The sequence below is a fragment of the Cronobacter sakazakii genome (assembly GCF_000982825.1).
Lineage (GTDB): Bacteria > Pseudomonadota > Gammaproteobacteria > Enterobacterales > Enterobacteriaceae > Cronobacter > Cronobacter sakazakii.
This window is the reverse complement of the sequence record NZ_CP011047.1, coordinates 4,390,364-4,410,387: the sequence shown is the minus strand read 5'-3', so window position 1 is coordinate 4,410,387 and position 20,024 is coordinate 4,390,364. Positions and strand designations below refer to the sequence as shown.

Annotated in this window: 18 protein-coding genes and 1 pseudogene; 12 read left to right on the top strand and 7 right to left on the bottom strand. The window is 57.8% G+C overall.

The window, feature by feature from the left end:
• Positions 1-4 precede the first annotated feature (4 nt).
• The 9 genes from CSK29544_RS20885 (at position 5) to CSK29544_RS24425 (ending at position 10,746) form a co-directional block, all read left to right on the top strand.
• Complete coding sequence (locus tag CSK29544_RS20885) at positions 5-889, top strand: sugar phosphate isomerase/epimerase family protein (protein WP_015386967.1); 885 nt, start codon at positions 5-7, stop codon at positions 887-889.
• Between the two features lie 29 nt (positions 890-918).
• A complete protein-coding gene (gene iolE / locus CSK29544_RS20880; protein WP_007887815.1) occupies positions 919-1,818 on the top strand; it encodes a myo-inosose-2 dehydratase in 900 nt (299 codons plus the stop codon).
• Between the two features lie 430 nt (positions 1,819-2,248).
• Positions 2,249-3,754, top strand: a complete 1,506-nt coding sequence (locus CSK29544_RS20875; RefSeq protein ID WP_029039059.1) for a sugar porter family MFS transporter — start codon at positions 2,249-2,251, stop codon at positions 3,752-3,754.
• Between the two features lie 142 nt (positions 3,755-3,896).
• Entirely contained in the window at positions 3,897-5,876 is a 1,980-nt protein-coding gene (locus CSK29544_RS20870; protein ID WP_007887812.1) for a PhoX family protein, read from the top strand.
• A 338-nt stretch (positions 5,877-6,214) separates the two neighbouring features.
• Entirely contained in the window at positions 6,215-7,237 is a 1,023-nt protein-coding gene (locus CSK29544_RS20865; RefSeq protein ID WP_007887809.1) for a hypothetical protein, read from the top strand.
• A gap of 290 nt (positions 7,238-7,527) precedes the next feature.
• Positions 7,528-8,550, top strand: coding sequence for a methionine ABC transporter ATP-binding protein (locus CSK29544_RS20860; protein ID WP_007887807.1), 1,023 nt, complete (start codon positions 7,528-7,530; stop codon positions 8,548-8,550).
• Positions 8,543-9,211 (top strand): methionine ABC transporter permease, encoded by a 669-nt coding sequence (locus tag CSK29544_RS20855; RefSeq protein ID WP_004387057.1) that lies wholly within the window; start codon positions 8,543-8,545, stop codon positions 9,209-9,211. Before CSK29544_RS20860 ends, CSK29544_RS20855 begins: the two co-directional genes overlap by 8 nt.
• Before the next feature lie 21 nt (positions 9,212-9,232).
• A complete protein-coding gene (locus tag CSK29544_RS20850; RefSeq protein WP_004387056.1) occupies positions 9,233-10,036 on the top strand; it encodes a MetQ/NlpA family ABC transporter substrate-binding protein in 804 nt (267 codons plus the stop codon).
• A gap of 122 nt (positions 10,037-10,158) precedes the next feature.
• Entirely contained in the window at positions 10,159-10,746 is a 588-nt protein-coding gene (locus tag CSK29544_RS24425; protein WP_234006419.1) for a vgr related protein, read from the top strand.
• Between the two features lie 23 nt (positions 10,747-10,769).
• Here CSK29544_RS24425 and CSK29544_RS20840 read toward each other — a convergent pair.
• Positions 10,770-11,467, bottom strand: a protein-coding gene (locus tag CSK29544_RS20840; RefSeq protein WP_095033700.1) for an IS1-like element IS1B family transposase whose coding sequence is annotated in 2 segments (ribosomal slippage) — positions 10,770-11,218 and positions 11,218-11,467 — 699 coding nt in all. Because the reading frame shifts where the segments join, the coding sequence is not laid out codon by codon here.
• 57 nt (positions 11,468-11,524) lie between these two features.
• On the opposite strand from CSK29544_RS20840, the gene CSK29544_RS20835 reads away from it, so the two are divergent.
• A complete protein-coding gene (locus CSK29544_RS20835; protein ID WP_372584595.1) occupies positions 11,525-11,830 on the top strand; it encodes a putative T6SS immunity periplasmic lipoprotein in 306 nt (101 codons plus the stop codon).
• A 47-nt stretch (positions 11,831-11,877) separates the two neighbouring features.
• Here the strand turns inward: CSK29544_RS20835 and CSK29544_RS20830 are convergent.
• Together CSK29544_RS20830 and CSK29544_RS20825 are read right to left on the bottom strand one after the other, a co-directional pair.
• Positions 11,878-13,704 (bottom strand): annotated as a pseudogene (locus CSK29544_RS20830) (glycoside hydrolase family 15 protein).
• A gap of 150 nt (positions 13,705-13,854) precedes the next feature.
• On the bottom strand, positions 13,855-14,361 hold the full coding sequence (locus CSK29544_RS20825; RefSeq protein ID WP_004387054.1) for a phenolic acid decarboxylase: 507 nt from the start codon (positions 14,359-14,361) through the stop codon (positions 13,855-13,857).
• Between the two features lie 99 nt (positions 14,362-14,460).
• Here CSK29544_RS20825 and CSK29544_RS20820 point away from each other — a divergent pair, with 99 nt between their 5' ends.
• Positions 14,461-15,333: a LysR family transcriptional regulator gene (locus CSK29544_RS20820; protein WP_007898801.1), complete on the top strand. Its 873-nt coding sequence runs from the start codon at positions 14,461-14,463 to the stop codon at positions 15,331-15,333.
• Here the strand turns inward: CSK29544_RS20820 and CSK29544_RS20815 are convergent.
• Positions 15,311-15,778, bottom strand: coding sequence for a DMT family transporter (locus CSK29544_RS20815; RefSeq protein WP_007898799.1), 468 nt, complete (start codon positions 15,776-15,778; stop codon positions 15,311-15,313). The genes CSK29544_RS20820 and CSK29544_RS20815 overlap by 23 nt on opposite strands.
• 9 nt (positions 15,779-15,787) lie before the next feature.
• Positions 15,788-16,222, bottom strand: coding sequence for a DMT family transporter (locus CSK29544_RS20810; protein WP_004387051.1), 435 nt, complete (start codon positions 16,220-16,222; stop codon positions 15,788-15,790).
• Between the two features lie 98 nt (positions 16,223-16,320).
• On the opposite strand from CSK29544_RS20810, the gene CSK29544_RS20805 reads away from it, so the two are divergent.
• Positions 16,321-17,256, top strand: coding sequence for a LysR family transcriptional regulator (locus CSK29544_RS20805; protein WP_007898797.1), 936 nt, complete (start codon positions 16,321-16,323; stop codon positions 17,254-17,256).
• A 53-nt stretch (positions 17,257-17,309) separates the two neighbouring features.
• Here the strand turns inward: CSK29544_RS20805 and CSK29544_RS20800 are convergent, their stop codons facing one another.
• Positions 17,310-18,413 carry an AI-2E family transporter gene (locus CSK29544_RS20800; RefSeq protein ID WP_007898795.1) on the bottom strand — a complete coding sequence of 368 codons (1,104 nt, stop codon included), beginning with the start codon at positions 18,411-18,413 and terminating at the stop codon, positions 17,310-17,312.
• Positions 18,414-18,560: 147 nt separating this feature from the next.
• Complete coding sequence (locus tag CSK29544_RS20795; RefSeq protein WP_029039061.1) at positions 18,561-20,024, bottom strand: SulP family inorganic anion transporter; 1,464 nt, start codon at positions 20,022-20,024, stop codon at positions 18,561-18,563.

The window sequence follows — 20,024 nt, the reverse complement described above, 5'->3', positions numbered from 1 at the left end:
TTACATGAAAATCGCATTTGACGTCGACGTCATCAAAGACCTCGGGATCACCCGCATGGTGCAGCAGGTGGCGGAGTGGGGCTATCAGTACATTGAGCAGTCGCCGCACCCGCAAATTAACCCGTTCTATAAGCACCCGAAAGCGGGCCGTGAGGTGATTGCCGAGTATAAAAAAGCGCTGCGCGACACCGGCGTCGCGCTCTCTTCTTTTATCTGCGTCTACCGCTGGTCCGGTCCGGACGAACTGCGCCGTCAGGCGGCGGTGAAAAACTGGAAGCGCCTTATTGAAATCGCCATAGAGATGGATGTGCAGGTGATCAACACCGAACTCTCCGGCGACCCGAACCAGCCAGAAATCTGCGAAGAGATGTTTTACCGCTCTATGGAAGAGCTGCTGCCGATTTTCGAGCGCGAGGGGCTGCGCGTGGAGATCCAGGCGCATCCGTGGGATTTCTGCGAAGAGAACAACGAAACCGTGGATATCGTGAAGTCGTTTCGCAGCGATAACGTGAAATATGTCTACAGCGTGCCGCACACCTTCTTTTATGACAAAGGCAAAGGGGAGGTGGAAAAGATGCTGCGCTACGCCGGAGACGATCTTTCGCATGTGCTGATTGCCGACACCATGAACCACACCCGCCACTGCCGCTATATCGTCAACCCGCCGGGCGTCGATGCCGCGGTGCATCAGCATGTTGGCGTGGGCGAAGGCGAAGTGGATTTCCAGGCGCTGTTTCGCACGCTGCGCGATATGGGCTTCGCCCGCCAGACCTTCAAGGTGGGCGGCGAGCCGATTGTCGCCGCGTCGCTCTTCGGCTACCCGGAGAAGATGAAATACCAGGCCGTGGAAACCCGTGAACTGATTGAGCGCGAACTGCTCGGCCGTTGAGCCGCCGTGGTTTGCCAGAGAGGCGCATTATGAATAAGCAACACGTAAGGCTCGCCATCGCTCCGATCGGCTGGACGAATGACGATATGCCGGAGCTCGGCAGCGAAAACACCTTCCAGCAGACCGTCAGCGAAATGGCGCTGGCGGGCTTTACCGGCAGCGAAGTGGGCAGCAAATACCCGCGCGATCCGGCCATTCTGAAACCGATGCTGGCTATCCGCGGTATCGAAATTTGCAACGCCTGGTTCAGCACCTTTTTTGCCGCCGGCGAGCGGGAGAAAACGCTCGACGAGTTTGTGAATCACATGAATTTTCTCCACGCGATGGGGGCGAAAGTGATTGGCTGCTCGGAGCAGAGCGGCAGCATCCAGTGCACCACGCTGCCGGTGATGGGGCCTGATAAACCCTGCTTTAGCGAGGAGGAGTGGGCGCGCGTGGCGGAAGGCTACAACACGCTCGGGCGACTCGCCGCCGAAAAGGGGATGCAGGTCTGTCTGCATCACCACATGGGCACCGGCATTCAGACCGCGCAGGAGATAGACACGTTTATGTCGCGGGTGGATGCGTCGGTGTATCTGCTCTATGACACCGGGCACGCCTGGTACTCTGAAGGCAGTGAAGCGGCGATGCTCGCGATCCTCGAAAAACATCTGCCGCGTATCAACCACGTACACCTGAAAGATGTGCGCCCGGCAGTGATTGATGAGGTGAAACGCGACGGGCTTTCCTTCCTGGATGGCGTCAGAAAAGGCACCTTTACGGTGCCCGGCGATGGCGCTATCGATTTCCGCCCGGTATTCCGGCTGCTGGATGAGCACGGCTACCAGGGCTGGATGGTGGTGGAAGCCGAGCAGGACCCGGCGCTGGCGAACCCGTTTGAATACGCCGTGAAAGCGCGTCGCTATCTGCGGGAGACCGCCGGGATCTGACGCATGCGCGTGGCGAGGCGGCGTGAGCGCGTCGTCTCGCCCGGCTGGTCGTAACCATTCGCTATTTCTTTTTGTGAAAACTATGTTTCATTATGGTCGGCGCTGTCTGCCTGACGGCGCCGTCACGCCTCGCGATCGCTTCACTTCGATGTTAACCGTTCTGCTTCGTTATTTTCCCTTTAATATCAATTGATAGAAATTTATTTGTGCGTTTTCTCGCACAGATGACCAGGGCGTTTTTCGCCGGGTGGCGTGCGGATTATCACAAATGCATAACAAAACATGACCCATCACTCAAAATTAAAATTCCAATGTTTATATAAATGAGATATTCGATCTAAATTGAGGGTGGTGAATATATCATCAACCGGGCCGGTCACAGGCAATGGCCGCCCCGTTTTCCCTGAACGGCAGGTTACTGGAGTCTTTTATGACTAAAGAACAATATCTCACCCTTAACAGAGCATCAGGGCCTAACAGCGACGCGCCGACGGCGCCGTTTGTCAAAGTGATTGCGATTATCGCCACGCTCGGCGGTCTGCTTTTTGGTTACGACACCGGCGTTATCTCGGGCGCGCTGCTGTTTATGGGCAGCGAACTGCATCTCACCCCGCTCACCACTGGCCTTGTCACCAGCTCTCTGCTTTTCGGCGCCGCGTTCGGCGCGCTGCTCGCGGGCCATATGGCAAACGCCGCGGGACGAAAGAAAATCATCATTTATCTGGCGGTCATCTTCGCGATTGGCGCAGTTGGCACCGCGATGGCCCCGGACGTGTCGTGGATGATTTTCTTTCGCCTGGTGCTCGGCGTGGCGGTCGGCGGCGCGGCGGCGACCGTACCGGTGTATATCGCGGAAATTGCGCCCGCCAACAAGCGCGGCCAGCTGGTGACGTTGCAGGAGCTGATGATCGTCTCCGGGCAGTTGCTGGCGTATATCTCCAACGCGTCGTTTCACGAGCTGTGGGGCGGCGAATCCACCTGGCGCTGGATGCTGGCGGTCGCGACGTTGCCCGCGGTGCTGCTGTGGTTCGGCATGATGTTTATGCCTGACACGCCGCGCTGGTACGCCATGAAAGGGCGTCTTGCCGAAGCGCGCCGCGTGCTGGATCGCACCCGTCGCCCGGAGGATGTGGAATGGGAGCTGATGGAGATCGAAGAAACGCTGGAAGCCCAGCGCGCCCAGGGCAAACCGCGCCTGCGCGAACTGCTGACGCCGTGGCTGTTTAAGCTGTTTATGATTGGCATCGGGATTGCGGTCATCCAGCAGATGACCGGCGTGAACACCATTATGTATTACGCGCCGACGGTCCTGACGGCGGTGGGAATGTCCGATAACGCCGCGCTGGTGGCGACCGTCGCCAACGGCGTGGTTTCGGTGCTGATGACGTTTGTGGGCATCTGGATGCTGGGCAAAATCGGCCGTCGCACCATGACCATGATAGGCCAGTTCGGCTGTACCGCGTGTCTGGTATTTATCGGCGCCGTCAGTTATCTCCTGCCGGAAACCGTGAACGGCCAGCCGGACGCGCTGCGCGGCTATATGGTGCTGGCGGGGATGCTGATGTTCCTGTGCTTCCAGCAGGGCGCGCTCTCGCCCGTCACCTGGCTGCTGCTGTCTGAGATTTTCCCGACCCGCCTGCGCGGTATTTTTATGGGCGGCGCGGTATTCTCGATGTGGATAGCCAACTTCCTGATCTCACTTTTCTTCCCGATCCTGCTCGCCTGGGTGGGCCTCTCCGGCACCTTCTTTATTTTCGCGGCGTTCGGGATCCTCGGGGCGACGTTCGTTATCAAATGCGTGCCGGAAACCCGCAACCGCAGCCTGGAGCAGATCGAACACTACCTGCATGACTGGCTGGACAACAGCCCGGTGGGTCAGCGCCGCGCCCGTGAACGCAAGGCCTACCGGGGGCAGATGGACAAAGCGCGCTTATAAGGTCATTGCGTCATATCAGGGGAAGCCGGGCGGCTTCCCTTTTTTTTGTGCTCAATTGTTATATTTCTGTAACACACTTTCCGTAGCCTCACGTGCATAAAAATGATTCCCCTTGAAATCGATATTTCGAAAGGAAACCGCAATGGGCAGACCGTTAAAAACCTTATTCAAACGTGAGCATAGTGAAGAGATCAGCAACCCGAGCGATAACCGCGCGTTTTCGCAGGTCGCGGAAGTCTATTTGTCGCGCCGCCGCCTGTTACAGGCAGGCGCGGTCGCCGGTGCCGCGGCAGCGTTCCCGTTTCTGCTGAAACCGGAAAACGCGCTGGCGAAAGCGGTCTCCAGCGCAAGCGGCAACCTCGGCAAAGCGACGGCGCTCGGTTTCACCAGTCTGCCGGTTTCCACGGAAGATACCGTTATCGTGCCGGAAGGCTACATCGCGAAGCCCTTCTACAAATGGGGCGACGCCACCGGGCTTGCCGGGAATCTGCCGGTTTTTAAAACCGACGGCAGCAACACCACGGAAGAGCAGGCGGCGCAGGCCGGGATGCATCACGACGGCATGGCGTGGTTTAGCCTGCCGCAGGGCGGGCACAGCGCCGATCACGGCCTGCTCGCCATGAACCATGAATACATCGACAACGGTCTGCTGTTTAAGGATGGCGACGCTAACTGGAGCGCCGAAAAAGCGCTGAAAGGCCAGAACGCGATGGGCGTGTCGGTCATTGAAGTGAAAAAAGCGGCCCAGGGCTGGGAAGTGGTGCGCCCGTCGTCTTTCGCGCGCCGCATCACCGTGAACACGCCGATGAAAATCACCGGCCCGGCGCTGCACAACCCGCTGATGCAGACGGCTGACGATCCGAAAGGCGAAACCATTCTCGGCACCATGCAGAACTGCGCCAACGGCTTTACGCCGTGGGGCACCTACCTGACGTGCGAAGAGAACTGGTCCGATATTTTCGTGAAGAAAGCGGAGATGAACCCGCTGGAAAAACGTTACGGCATCAGCGACAGCGACGACTCCTACCGCTGGAACGAAGTGGATAAGCGCTTCAGCGTCGACGCCACGCCGAACGAGCCGAACCGCTTCGGCTGGGTGGTGGAAATCGACCCGTACGATCCGCATTCGGTGCCGCGCAAACACACCGCGCTTGGCCGGATCAAGCACGAAGGGGCGGCGGTGACGCTCGCGCCGGATAACCGCGTTGTCGTCTATATGGGCGATGACCAGAAATTCGAATACATCTATAAATTTGTTTCGGAAGGCAAATTCAACCCGCAGGATCGCAAAGCTAACATGCACCTGCTGGAGAAAGGCACGCTGTATGTGGCGAAATTTAACGACGACGGCAAAGGCGAGTGGCTGCCGCTGGTGTTTGGCCAGAACGGGCTGGACGCCAGCAAAGGCTTTGAAAACCAGGGCGACCTGCTGATCAAAACCCGTCTGGCGGCAGATGCCGTGGGCGCCACCAAAATGGACCGCCCGGAGTGGATTGCGGTCGATCCGTACCACACCGGCAGCGTTTACTGCACGCTCACCAACAACAGCGATCGCGGCAAGGAAGGCAAAGCGCCGGTGGATGCGGCCAACCCGCGCGCCAAAAACGTTTACGGCCACATCATGCACTGGCTGGAGCAGAACGGCGATCCGACCGCGCTGCAGTTCGCCTGGGATATTCTGGTGATGGGCGGTCGCACCGATACCGACAAACCGGAAGCCAAAGGCAGCATGAAAGGCGCGGAATTCGGCAGCGCCGACGGCCTGAGCTTCGATCATCGCGGCGTGCTGTGGATCCAGACCGATGTGTCGTCATCGACCATCAACCGTAAAGATTACGAAGGCATGGGCAACAACCAGATGGTGGCGACGATCCCCGGCACCAACGAGTTCCGCCGCTTCCTGACCGGCCCGCGCGGCTGCGAAATCACCGGCATCGCGTTCACGCCGGATAACCGGACGCTGTTTATTAACATCCAGCACCCTGGCGAGCCGGGCGAAGGGCTGAGCGATCCGCAGCATCCGACGGCGGTGTCAAGCTGGCCCGACGGCGATAAAGCCGGCCGTCCGCGCTCCTCAACCGTCGTTATCGTTAAAGCCGATGGCGGCATGATCGGCACCTGATTTCTGCTTCATCCGTCATTAAAAACGCAGGCGCGGTTAGCCTGCGTTTTTTTATGGGCGCATAACGTATAGAGAGTTTTCTATTTCAAACATGCCGATATCTTTCGCTAAACCTCAGGAAATATTCAGATTCTGCTGTGATTTACACTAAAAAATTCATGTGTAACTATTCTTCTGATATTTTTCCGTCATTCAATAAGAGGTTATGGATTACGCGGCGCAACTGCAGGCGAAGCATGATAAAAGAGGCCATTTTATAACATTACGATTTGCTTTGAATGTGGATAACGCTACAGAGAAAAGCATGAGTGTCTGATTTCATATCAAGGAGAGAATGAATGAAAGGATTGCAAAAAGTTTATCACTTTTTAGGTTTATTTAATTCGCCCATGCAGAAGAAACCCTTTTTTAAGGTGAGCAGTGTCTGGGTTCTTTTTGCTCTGTATTTGGTTTTGACTATTGTTTACAAACTAACAGGGTTTGCACTTTTTTTTATAAATGGATTATCCCCTTTCTTTTTAGAAAATAAGCTGCGAATGATACGTTTGACGATATTGCTGACGTTCGATGGCTTTACGTTGTTGCTTGCAAGTTACGCATTTTTCCTGATTTTCACCAGTTATTATAAGTTCCTTAAATGTTGCCTGTTAATGTTAGTGACATGGCTTTTAGTGACTATGTTTGATAATCTGACCTTAAATGTGCCGCATTATTTCTATGAGCATGATTTTACAGTAGTATGGACGTTTGAAGGAATGGGATGCCCTGTTTTAATGAGTCTTTTATTTGCTATTTACTGTAAATATCACCGGAAGGTAAAAGCGGCAGTAACACGTTTTTGGGTTCGCAAATTTGCAGGTAGGATTTCTATTAAATCTACCCGGATTGACACACTGTCGCAGGATAAGCTTACAGGGCTAAGAGGCTGGTTGCTGGTGATGGCTATCCATCTGACCACTATGTTTGTCTATAACACCTATGCCTTCTTTAGTGCTTGCTTTGACCTGGCGGAAAGAAAGCCGGTTACCCCAACCCTATTATTCAGCCAAAACGTGATGACGTTTTTCTCATACATGGTCAGACTGACGTATTTGTTAACTGCGCTGGCTGCGGCCATCACGCTGATGGCTCTATGTATGAAAAAGAGCGCGTTTAAGACGTGGTATTACAGTTTTATCGGCTCGTCCTTTTTATTTCCTGTCACACTGGCTGCAATCTGCTTTTGGTATCAGTTACAAGTCGCTTCACCGATGCCAACAGCTATGCTGGCAGTCTTGTTTGCGTACCCTGTCGCGCTGTCTGCTCTGGCCTTACCTTATCTTGCGCACTCAAAAAGAGTCAGGTTGACCCTGATTAATTAATGTAAATCTTAAGAGAGTATTTGCACCGCGGGGGACGCTAACGAATGCTTCGCCCGCGCTGTCTCGCTTTAACTCTGTCCACACAAATCGCTGCTTCAGTACAGTCTTACAGAGGGTTACGGGCTTTACTTGTGTGGCTCAACGCTTTGTCGTGCGGTTTAGAATCATCTGTTATATAACATTCTCTTTTATTCATGTTTACATTCAGGCCTTTCGGTATATTCCTCCAGGATAAGCCTGAAAGTCAGAAAGCCTGCGCCTCGCGCGCCGCTGAAGGAAAGTAAAACCTTATGATAGTTTTAAGGAACATCTCGAAGCTGTTTCATCAGGGTAAGGACACCATTACGGCGGTAGATGACGTCAACCTGGAAGTCGAGCGGGGACAAATCTACGGCATCATCGGCTATAGCGGCGCGGGGAAAAGCACCCTGATTCGCCTGTTAAACGGCCTCGAAAAACCGACGTCCGGCAGCGTGACCGTGGCGGGTAAAGAGATTTCCGCCGCGCGCGGCGAATCGCTTCGTCAGGCACGCCTGAAAATCAGCATGGTGTTCCAGCACTTTAATCTGCTCTGGTCGCGTACCGTCAGCGAAAACATCGCCTTTTCGATGCAAATCGCGGGCGTGCCGAAAGCGGAAATCAAAACCCGCGTGGCGGAGCTTATCGATCTGGTCGGGCTGAAGGGCCGCGAAAACGCTTATCCGTCGCGCCTGTCCGGCGGGCAGAAACAGCGCGTCGGCATCGCCCGCGCGCTCGCCAACCGCCCGGATGTGTTGCTGTGCGACGAAGCCACCTCGGCGCTCGACCCGCAAACCACCGATCAAATCCTCGATCTGCTCCAGGACATCAACCGCCGCTTCGGGCTCACCATTGTGCTGATCACCCATGAGATGCACGTGGTGCGCAAGATTTGCGATCGCGTGGCGGTGATGGAAAACGGCCGCGTGGTGGAAGAGGGCGACGTGTTGCAGGTCTTCACCCATCCGCAGCAGCCCATTACACGCCAGTTTGTGCGCCAGATTAGCCAGGAAGGGGCCGACGACGCGTTCGATCCGACGCTTGCGGGCGAGCTTAACGGCGCGGTGATCAAACTGACGTTTGTCGGGCACAGCACGCACCAGCCGGTCGTAGGCGAGCTGACGCTGCGCTACGGCCTGCCTTTTAATATTCTGCACGGCAAAATGACCCAGACCGCCCACGGCGTGTTTGGTCAGCTCTGGCTGCATGTGGTGGCGACGCCGGAACAGCTTGAGAATATCCTCGCCGATTTACGCCTGCATGAGATCCACTGCGAGGTTATCAAACATGCTTGAATCCCTGTTTCCCCATCTGAAGATTGACCAACTCCTGGCCGCCACCCAGGAGACGCTCTACATGACCGCGCTCTCGGGCGTCGCCACCTTTGTGCTCGGTATTGTGCTGGGGCTGGCGCTGTTCTTAACGGCGCGCGGCGGGCTGTTTGAAAACCGTCTGGTCTATGGCGTTATCTCCATCGTGGTGAACGTGTTCCGTTCCATCCCGTTCATTATCTTGATAGTGCTGCTGATCCCGTTTACCAAAACGATTATCGGCACCATTCTCGGCGCGAACGCCGCGCTGCCGGCGCTGATTGTCGGGGCCGCGCCGTTCTACGCGCGTCTGGTGGAGATTGGCCTGCGCGAAGTCGATAAAGGCGTGATTGAAGCCACCCGCTCGATGGGCGCGCGCATGAGCACGCTGATTTTCCGCGTACTGCTGCCGGAATCGTCCCCGGCGCTGGTGTCGGGAATTACCGTCACCCTGATTGCGCTGGTGAGCTACAGCGCGATGGCCGGGGTGATTGGCGCAGGCGGGCTTGGAAATCTCGCTTATCTGGAAGGATTCCAGCGTAACCATAACGACGTCACGCTGGTGGCGACGGTCGCGATACTGGTGATCGTCTTCATCATTCAGTTCATCGGTGACGCCTTAACCTCTTATTTAGATAAACGCTAACAACAACAGAGAACACACATCATGAAAAGAGTACTGACGCTGATTGCCGCCGCCACCCTGAGCGTTTCCGCCTGGGCCGACACCCTGACCGTGGGCGCGTCCAACGTGCCGCACGCGGAAATTCTGGAGCAGGCGAAGCCGATTCTGGCTAAGCAGGGCATCGATCTGGAAATCCGCCCGTTCCAGGATTACATCCTGCCGAACACGGCGCTGGCGAGCCGCGACATCGACGCGAACTATTTCCAGCACATCCCGTATCTGAACAGCGTGCTGAAAGATCACGCTGACGATAAAACCTATGATTTCGTGAGCGCGGGCGCGATTCACATCGAGCCTATCGGCATCTACTCCAAAAAATACAAATCCCTGAAAGATCTGCCGGAAGGCGGCAAAGTCATCATGCGTGACGCCGTGGCGGAAGAGGGCCGCATCCTCTCTATTTTCGAGCGTGAAGGCGTCATCAAGCTGAAGCCGGGCGTGAACAAAGTGGACGCGCGCATCAGCGATATCGTCGAGAACCCGAAAAAGCTCAACTTCCTGCCGAACGTGGAAGGCTCCCTGCTGCCGCAGATGTATAACAACGACGAAGGCGACGCGGTGGTGATTAACGCCAACTACGCCATCGACGCGGGCCTCGACCCGGTGAAAGATCCGATCGCGGTGGAAAGCGGCGAGAACAACCCGTACGCCAACATCATCACGGTGCATAAAGGCGACGAGAAGAAAAAAGATATCGTGGCGCTGGTCAACGTGCTGCATTCCAAACAGATTCAGGACTGGATCCGCACCAAATATAAAGGCGCGGTTATTCCGGTGAATAACTGATTAGCGGTAACTATTCTCAGGGGCTGCCATTGCGCAGCCCTTTTTATTTTGAGCGCGGGTAAAGACGGAAATTGACGGCGGTATAGCGTATTGGGTGTCCATTTTGACACAGGCTTCGGGCCGTGCCGCAGGAAGGCGGGTGTTATGATTTGCACGGAAATCATACCAAAGCGCCATCAGGGAGAGTGGATATGGAAATTGAAAATGCCCGCCATTTAACGCCAGGCGAAATCAAAGAAGCGAAGCTTCTTTTTAAAAACTCAATAAATTACCAGAACGTTTTTATTCATAACGAAGCCTGGTTTCCTTTTGGACTGCAGACCGCGCATACCGCGGTTTCGCCTGATGGCGATATCTATTTTCTGCCCTCTGAATATCGTGAAAATTTCGCCAGCAGCACGCTCCGTTTACAGCATCTGTTCATGCATGAAATGATGCATGTCTGGCAATATCAGCACGGTTATCACGTCAAATTACGGGGTATGTTTTCCTGGGCGGTGAGCTATTTTTATACGCTTGAAAGAGGCCGCAGCCTGAAGACATACGCGCTGGAACAGCAGGCCTGTATCGTCGCAGATTACTGGGTCCTGAAATACTATTCTGTCAGGCAGTGGGCGCAGCTAAAAAAATGTCTGAACCCTTTTTCATTTAATGATGTCGCCGGATTGCTGAGCTTATATGAAACCGTTATTGATCGTTTCGCTGAGTAGCCTGCTGGGGTAATGACTCCAACTTATTGATAGTGTTTTATGTTCAGATAATGCCCGATGACTTTGTCATGCAGCTCCACCGATTTTGAGAACGACAGCGACTTCCGTCCCAGCCGTGCCAGGTGCTGCCTCAGATTCAGGTTATGCCGCTCAATTCGCTGCGTATATCGCTTGCTGATTACGTGCAGCTTTCCCTTCAGGCGGGATTCATACAGCGGCCAGCCATCCGTCATCCATATCACCACGTCAAAGGGTGACAGCAGGCTCATAAGACGCCCCAGCGTCGCCATAGTGCGTTCACCGAATACGTGCGCAACAACCGTCTTCCGGAGCCTGTCATACGCGTAAAACAGCCAGCGCTGGCGCGATTTAGCCCCGACGTATCCCCACTGTTCGTCCATTTCCGCGCAGACGATGACGTCACTGCCCGGCTGTATGCGCGAGGTTACCGACTGCGGCCTGAGTTTTTTAAATGGCGGAAAATCGTGTTGAGGCCAACGCCCATAATGCGGGCGGTTGCCCGGCATCCAACGCCATTCATGGCCATATCAATGATTTTCTGGTGCGTACCGGGTTGAGAAGCGGTGTAAGTGAACTGCAGTTGCCATGTTTTACGGCAGTGAGAGCAGAGATAGCGCTGATGTCCGGCGGTGCTTTTGCCGTTACGCACCACCCCGTCAGTAGCTGAACAGGAGGGACAGCTGATAGAAACAGAAGCCACTGGAGCACCTCAAAAACACCATCATACACTAAATCAGTAAGTTGGCAGCATCACCGCCTGCTGGCGGGGTGCGTGTGGTCAGGCGCCGATCGGCCGGTATTTTCTGAAACGGCTAACGTGGCGATCCAGGACAACGCCATTTGCATCTCGCTTCCCGACGCGGCAAAAAATGATGTCGTCACTTATTCCGCATTTTCAGACGGCAATGGCCTGTTTACTGAAACGCATAAAATTTTCCCTGCCTGGAAAACTTGCCTGCCCAATATCACATACAGGCGCGGCGAGCGCTATGAAGTCTGGATAACGCTCATGACGGCGTCGGGGGAATTACGGAAATACGCGGCGGAGTTTACTGCGCCATAAAACCACAGCGCGTCAGCAGGCGGGCAGCAATCCACCCGCCTGCTTTTTTACATCCTGTGCCCCGGATTGTCGCAGGACAGCGCGTTGGCGGCGCAGATAAGCGACAGATGGCTTAAGCCGAGTGGCATGTTGCCGCGCCAGCCGCCGGTGCGGGTGTCGTACATCTCGTTAAAGATCTGCACGTTGCCGCTCTGACACAGGGTGTCGAGAATCTCTTTCATCTCCTCCTGCGCCTGGTCGCGCTTTTTCAGCTCCGCCAGCGCCTCGACGCGCCAGAAGGCGCAGGCCACAAAGGTGCTCTCTTCCACCTCGACGCCCGAATAGCGGTAGAGCATCGGGCTGTTGTGGCCAAGCTCCTGATAAATCGCCTCAAGGGTGGATAGCATCCGCTTGCGGTTAATTTTGCTGCCATAATAGTGGGTTAGGCTGATGGCGGCGTCGAGCGTCTCGCTGCCCGCGTAGAAGGTGTACGCCTGGCGGCTCTCGCTCCAGCAGTGCGTTTCAATCCACTCGCTGATGCGGTCGCGTTCGCGCGCCCAGCGGCCTTTCCATGTCGGCTCGATATGGCCAATCTCCGCCAGCGCCACGGCCTGATCGAGCGCCAGCCAGCAGGCCATTTTCGAGTGCGTATAGTGACGCTCTTCGGGCAACTCCCAGATGCCGGAATCGGGCAGCCGCCAGCGATCGGCGCAGCGGTTCGCCAGATGGCCGAGCAGGCGCGAGGTGGCGAGATCGAGCACGTGCCCCATCTCAACGAACAGCCGCGCGGTGCCGAGCAGATCGCCATACATGCTCGGCTGAAACTGATCGCGCGCGTTATTGCCAACCCGCACCGGCTGCGTGCCCTGGTAGCCTTCGAGCTGCGGGTAGCGCTCCTCCGGCACCAGCCCGCCTTCCAGCGTATAGCAGGCGCGCAGATGGCCGTCGTGGCGGATAATCGTCGAGGTAAGCTAGGAAAACGCCGCCTTACAATCTTCAAGCGATCCCAGATAGACAAACGATTTGATAATCAGGCAGGCGTCGCGCACCCACGCGTAGCGGTAGTCATAATTTTTCTCTTTGCCGATGCCCTCCGGCAGTGACGTGGTGGCGGATGCCGCCAGCGCCCCGGTCGGCGCGTACCAGAGGAATTTGAGCGCCAGCGCCGAGCGCTTCACGTGATGCTCAAACGGGCCGTTCCAGCAGAGATTCTCCGCCCAGTCGCGCCAGGCGTGGTCGCTGGTTTCAATGCGCTGGTCGATTTTCTCAAGCGGCGGCACCGCCAGCGGCTCCTTTTCGGTCGCCACCAGCGCTATCAGCGAGCGCGAGCCGGGCGAGGTGGTGAGCGTGCCGCGCATGCCCGTATCGTCGCAGTAGTCGGTTTGCACATCATCCGTACAGCGCACGGCGACCATTAAATCGTCCAGGTGGAAAATCGTTTTCTCCTGCACGTGATCCAGCCACGGCGAACAGGTGCGGGCGCGCGTGCCGGGCTTAAAAACCACGTTCAGACGCACATGGCCCTTAATGCCTTCAACGCGGCGCGCCATCTCGCTCCAGGGCAGGCGGCCTGCGAACGTACTGTTGATGGATTCGGTAATCAGCACTTCGCCGGAGGCGGTTTTATAGCGCGTCTCCAGCACGTTGCTGTTCTCGCGATAGCTGCGCGACATCTCCCACGCTTCCTCCGGCGTCAGCGCGAAGTAGCCGCCCAGGGGCGCGTCGAGAATGCGGTCAAACAGCGGCGGCGAATCGAGATTCGGCACGCACCACCAGTCGATTGCGCCGTCCGGCGCGATAAGCGCCACCGAGCGGCCTTCGCCGATGACGGCGTAATCGCCGAGGCCCGCGTAGCCGTTCTCGCGCGCGGGGGAGCGGTAGGTCTTATTTTTCACAGGCGGGATAATCCTTTCTCTGAACAGGCGCGGGCACCTGCGACGAAACGGTAGTGCCTTAAGCGTAGACCATGAGAGCGCGGTCACAGTTTGACCAGAGAAGGGCGGTGAAAAAACGGCCCGCCGGGTGGCAGGCCGCAAGGGGCAGGATTAACGCAGGTTGTTCGGGAAATCCGCGGGCAGTTCGCTTGCCGGGCAGGCGATGACGCTTTCGTCATTGGCGCCGCAGTCGCGCACAAATGTGATGGTGGCGAATTCGTCGATCACTTCGGTCGGGTAAGCCGGGCCAGCTTCGCGGTAGGCTTCCATCTGTTCGATATGCTCGTTCTGGAAGCAGACGGTTTTCTTCGGATCGTTCATCACCCAGCGCGGGAAGAAAATCGTGCCGTGGAACAGACGGTCGCCGAGGTTAGCAATCAGGCTCACGTCGGTGCCGGTCGGTTCGGTCCAGGAGACTTTATAGATGTTTTCACCCACGCGGACGATATAAACGCGCTGATCTTTCACCCAGCGGTTGCCGACGATGCCGCTGTGGATGCGGTAGTCGATGGTGTTGTCGTTTTTAATGTACAGCTCGTAGTTCCAGCCGTTGTCGTAGGTGTAGACCAGATGTTTACCCACAAAACCGCTTAAATCGTGTTTGTCGAAGTGACTCATTGTTGGCCTCCTTTGTTTTGTTGAATTAAGCATAGACCTTTATTTTTTTAATGAATAACGCTAATTTTGCATAAAATTGATTCAAAATTTCGATGAGTTATGCATAAAACAACGCTGGAACAATGGGCTTTACTGGACAAAGTGGTCGAAGAAGGCAGCTTCGCCCGGGCGGCGGAAAGCACGCACCGCAGCCAGTCGTCGGTAAGTTACAACCTGGCGCTGCTACAGGAGCGGCTCGGCGTGGCGCTGCTCGAAACCCAGGGCCGTCGCGCGGTGCTGACGCCCGCAGGCGAACTGCTGCTGGCGCAGGTGCGCCCGCTGCTCAGCGCCTTTAGCTGGGTGGAGGCGCATGCCGCGACGCTTTGCGACGGCGTGCGCACCCGCATCGATCTGGTGGTGGACAACATTTTTCCGCGCGAGACGCTGTTTGCTATCCTGCGCGAGTTTCAGCGCCAGCATCCGTCCACGCAGGTGCAACTGACTGAAGTGCTGGAGAGCCAGAGCGACGTTATCGCCGCGCATTCCAGCGCCGATCTGCTGGTGCTCTCGCGCCGTGAAGACAGCCTCGGGCGCGGCGAATGGCTGATGAACGTGAACTTTGTGGCGGTGGCGCACCGCGATCATCCGCTGGCGCAGATGCCGGGGCCGATTGGTGAAGAGGCGCTCGGGCGCTTCGCCCGCATCCGGCTTGCGGGCGGGCAAACCCAAAGCCCCGGCGGCGCGCCGGAGCAGTGGGTTTTCTCAACGGTGGATGCGGCTATCGAAGCGGTGATGCATCAGGTGGGGTACGGCTGGCTGCCGGAGGCGCGGATCGCCGGGCCGCTCTCGCAGGGGCTGCTGCGCGCGCTGCCGCTCGCTCACGGCGCGCGGCGCGCAACCCCTCTGCATCTGATGGTGAAGAAAGATTTACAGGTGCCGGATGCCGCCGTCAGCACGCTGATAGCCCTGTTCAGCCGTCTGTGCGAGGCGTAGCGGTGCGCCGGTTGCCAAGATAAATCAGCGCCAGCGCGACGGCGAGACAGAGCACCGCGCCAAGACGGCTTAGCGAGAACGGGATAGCCGCGTTGCCGAGCCAGCCGAAATTATCGATAAGCATACTCATGGCGAGCTGGCCGAAAATCACCGCTACCGTCGCAACTGCCGTGCCGATGCGCTGCACCGCCAGCACCATAATTACGATATACGGCACGCCGCACAGCGCGCCGGTGAGCTGCCACTTCGGCACGTCGAGCAGCGATGTCGTATGCGGCGGCTCAAAGAAGAAAATCAGCAGCGCGCAGACCAGCGCCCCCACCGAGAATGTCAGAAAGGCGCAGCGGAACACGCCGACTTTGCCGCCGAGCTGGCCGTTAATCGCCGCCTGAATACTCAGCAGCGCGCCACCAAGAATCGCGAGAATAATCATGATTGTCGTCATTATGGTTCCTTAGCTTTGCGCGACCAGCGCCAGGGCGGCGAGAATAAACACCAGCGCCAGCAGGCGCAGTTTATCTATCGGGCGGCGCTCAACGCCGAACAGCCCGAAATGGTCGATAATCAGACTCTTGAAGACCTGCCCCGCCAGAATGCCAATCATGGTCATGGCGATGCCGATAACCGGCGTGGCGACGGTAAGAATGACCACATACCCCGCGCCAAGCAGGCCGCCGGTAAGCTGCCAGCCGGGCTGGGCGAAAAACGACGGGCTGTTGCGCGGGCTGTAAAACAGCATCAGCAGAAAGGTAAGCGCCGCGCCGACGCCGAAAATGCTGAACGCCGCCCAGAAATCGCCGACTTCACCGCCAAGCGGCCCCAGCAGGCCCGCCTCAACCGAAAGCCCCATCCCGCCCGCAATCACGAGCGCTATTAATAAAAGCTGCATGATAATCCTTAAAAAAATGCCAGGCGGCGCAGTGTAGTGGAGCGCGGTGCGTTAAAAAACGCTACGATCGATGAAACACCTTTGCAGGAATCGCACAGATGAACGAGAGCGGGGCGGTGAATATCCGCGCACTTCAGCTTTTTATCAGCGTCTTTGACGGGCAGAGTTTTTCGGCGGTGGCGCGCCGGGAGGGCGTGTCGGCGTCGATGATTTCGCGCACCGTCCGCCAGCTTGAAGAGGCGCTTGGCCAGCAGCTTTTCTACCGCAACACCCGCGCGGTGATCCCAACCGAAGCAGGGCGGCTATTCGCGCAGTACGCGCGCGGCATTACCGAGCAGTTCAGCGAGGCGCGGCGCGAGCTTCAGGACCGCTCGCTTGAGCCGTCCGGGCTGCTGCGCATCAACGCGCCGGTGTTCTTCGGGCAGCGGCATATCGCGCCCTGGCTGACCGGGCTTGCGGAGCGTTACCCGCGCCTGCAACTGGCCTTAACCCAGACGGACGATTACGTCGACCCGCACCGCGACGCCACCGATCTTATCGTGCGTATCGGCACGCTCACCGATTCGAGCTTTCACGCCCGCGTGTTCTGCGAGCAGCGCTACTACTTCGCCGCCGCGCCGCGCTATCTGGCGCGTTACGGCGCGCCCGCCTCGCCGGAGGCGTTTCACGCGCACCAGTGCCTGGTGTACAGCGGCTCCTCGGGGCCGAACCGCTGGCTGGCGCGCAAACCCGGCGAGCCGTGGGTGCATTACCCGGTGAACGCGCGGCTGGTGTCAAACAACGCCCATTCGCTGCTGACGGCCGCGCTCGACGGCATGGGGCTGGTGCTGTTCCCGGACTGGATGACAGGCGAGTGGCTGGCGCAGGGGAAACTGGTGAAAGTGCTGCCGGAGTATGAGGCGGCGATCAACACCGAGGCGCAGCACATCGCGGCCATCTACCCGAACGCGCGTCACCCGCCGCTCAACGTCCGCGCGGCGATCGACTACTTTGTGGAGGTGTTCGGCACGCCGGTCTACTGGCAGCGCGACTGACTCGCGCCCATAAAAAAGGCCGCGCGGGGCGGCCTTTTTAGCGTTACGGCGGTTTATCGAGCGTCTGGCTCTGAAGCGCCGTTCTCTTTGTTCTCGGGCAACGCGCGCGTGCGTCCTGGCCCTGCGGAGAACGTGTTCCAGCAGGTGACAAAGAGCGCGGCGATAAGCGGGCCGACCACAAAGCCGTTAATGCCATAGACTTCCAGCCCGCCGAGTGTCGAGAGCAGAATCAGCCAGTCGGGCATACGGATATCTTTACCCACCAGCAGCGGGCGTAGCAGGTTGTCGGCAAGGCCTACCACCACCACGAAAAAGGCGGTCAGCAGAACGGCTTTAATAATCGCCCCGGTGGTGAAAAGATAAATCACCGCGGGCACCCAGATAAGCGCGGCGCCGACCGCAGGCACCAGCGACAGAAACGCCATCAGCGAGCCCCAGAGAATGCTCGCGCCTATCCCCGCGAAGTAAAACGCCACGCCGCCCAGAATGCCCTGGACCACCGCCACCACGACGGTGCCTTTCACGGTGGCGCGCGCCACGGCGGCAAAGCGGCGGAACAGCCGCTGTTTAACTTTGTCTGAGAGCGGCACCGCGCTCAGCACCACCGACACCAGCCGCGAGCCATCCTTCAGCAGGAAAAACAGCAGGTAAAGCATGATGCCGAAGCCAATCACCACGCTGAACGTGTTGCGGCTGATAAGGAAAATACTGCCCGCCACATACTGGCTGCCCTTGAGCGCCACGCCGGAGATCTTCTCCTGAATGGCGGTCGCGTTGTCGAGCTGGTTTTCCGCCAGCATCCGTTGCGCCCAGTTCGGCAGGATACGCACCACATCGGCCAGCAGCGTGGGAAGCGTGGTGTTATTGGCCTGCAAATCGCTGTAAACGGCGTTGAACTCGCTCACCAGCGACGACGCCACCACGGCCAGCGGCACGAAGACCAGCAGGCAGATAAGCACCACGGTCAAAAGCGAGGCGATGTTGTTGCGCCCGTTCATCATGTGGCAAAGCCTGCGCTTTATCGGATAGAAGATGACGGCCAGGATCACCGCCCACAGCACGGCGGAGAGATACGGTTTTACCAGGTTAAAAAAGAGGATCGAAACGATAAACAGGATCAGGATAAAAAAGGCCCTGGACATCTCTTTCGAGTTCATGATGCGTCCTTATTGTCATTAAAAGCAGCCGGATACTACAGCGTCGCGGCATCGGCTTCATCCCGGAGAGTCTTATAAACGTAGCTGAAGGGCGCAAAAAGTGGCGAAGAGGAAGGGCGGGGGCCAGTAAAAAGGCCCCCGGCAGGGTCAGGTCACCGGCCACTGCGTGAGGCGGATGCCGCGCTGCGGCGCATTCTGCGCAAAGTCGCTCAGGACGGCTTTCACATCCGGGTCGAAATAGTCGGCGTTATCATGCTCGGCAATCACCACGCTCTTCTCCGGGATTTTATCCAGCAGCGCCTGCAGGCGCGGGTTATGCATAAACGTCAGATTCTGGTGGATGCGCAGCACATAGTGATCGTCATAGCGCGCCAGTTGCAGCGCGTTGCGATGGCTGTGCCACAGGCTCAGCGCTATCTGGGCCACCAGCCCGATGCCGATCCCGGCGAGCATACCAAACGCGATAATGCCGATAATGGTGGCGAGAAACGGCACGTATTGCTGCGCGCCTGCGCGGAACTGCTCGACGAACAGGCGCGGCGTGGCGAGTTTATAGCCGGTGTAGAGCAATACCGCCGCGAGGCTCGCCAGCGGAATGGTCATCAACACCTCGCGAAACCACAGCACGCAGATAAGCAGCAGCGCGCCGTGAATGAAAATCGACAGTTTAGTCTGCGCGCCGGTGCTGACGTTCACGGAACTGCGCACAATGACTGCGGTGATCGGCATCGCACCCACGAGACCGGCCAGCAGATTGCCCGCGCCCTGCGTCAGCATTTCACGGTTCGGCGACGGTGGCGGGTTTTGCGGGCGCAGTTTTTTCAGCGCCTCCTGGCTCAGCAGCGTTTCCAGGCTCGCCACCAGCGCCAGCGTGACGGCAACGATATAGACCGAGGGATTGGTAAACGCCTGCCAGGCGGGCGATTCCAGCTCTGAGACCAGCGCGCCCAGGCTTGCGAACTCCGGCAGCGTGATAAGCGGCAGGCGCTCAAGCAGCGCGGGCGACGTGCGGCTTAGCACAAGCGTCGTGACGCAACCCACCAGCACCGCCACCAGCGGGCCGGGCATCCACGCGAGGCTTTTCACGCGCCGGATGGCGGGCGAGCCCCAGAGCGCCATCAGCAGCAGCCCGGCGGCGGCCACCGCGATGGAGACCGGCGAGAACGTGAAACCCTCGCGAAAGACCGCCAGCAGGCTGTTTTCATCCGCCGAGCCCAGCGCCACGGGGATCTGCTGCATAATCAGCAACAGGCCGATCGCCGCCAGCATCCCTTTAATGACGCTGCCCGGCACCAGCGAAATAAACCGTCCGGCGCGGATAAGCCCGAGCACGATTTGCAGAACGCCCGCCAGCACCAGCGCCAGCAGAAACGCGGAAAACGAGCCGAGCGTTTCAATCGAGGCCACCACAATGGTCACGAGACCCGCGGCGGGGCCGCTGACCGCGAAGCGCGACGGACTTAAGGCCGTGACCAGAAGCCCGCCGATAATACCCGTCAGCAGGCCGACAAACGGTGGCAGGCCGCTCGCCTGGGCGATGCCGAGGCAGAGCGGCAGCGCCACGAGAAAGACAACCACCCCCGCCAGGCTATCCTGGCGCAGCGTATTCAT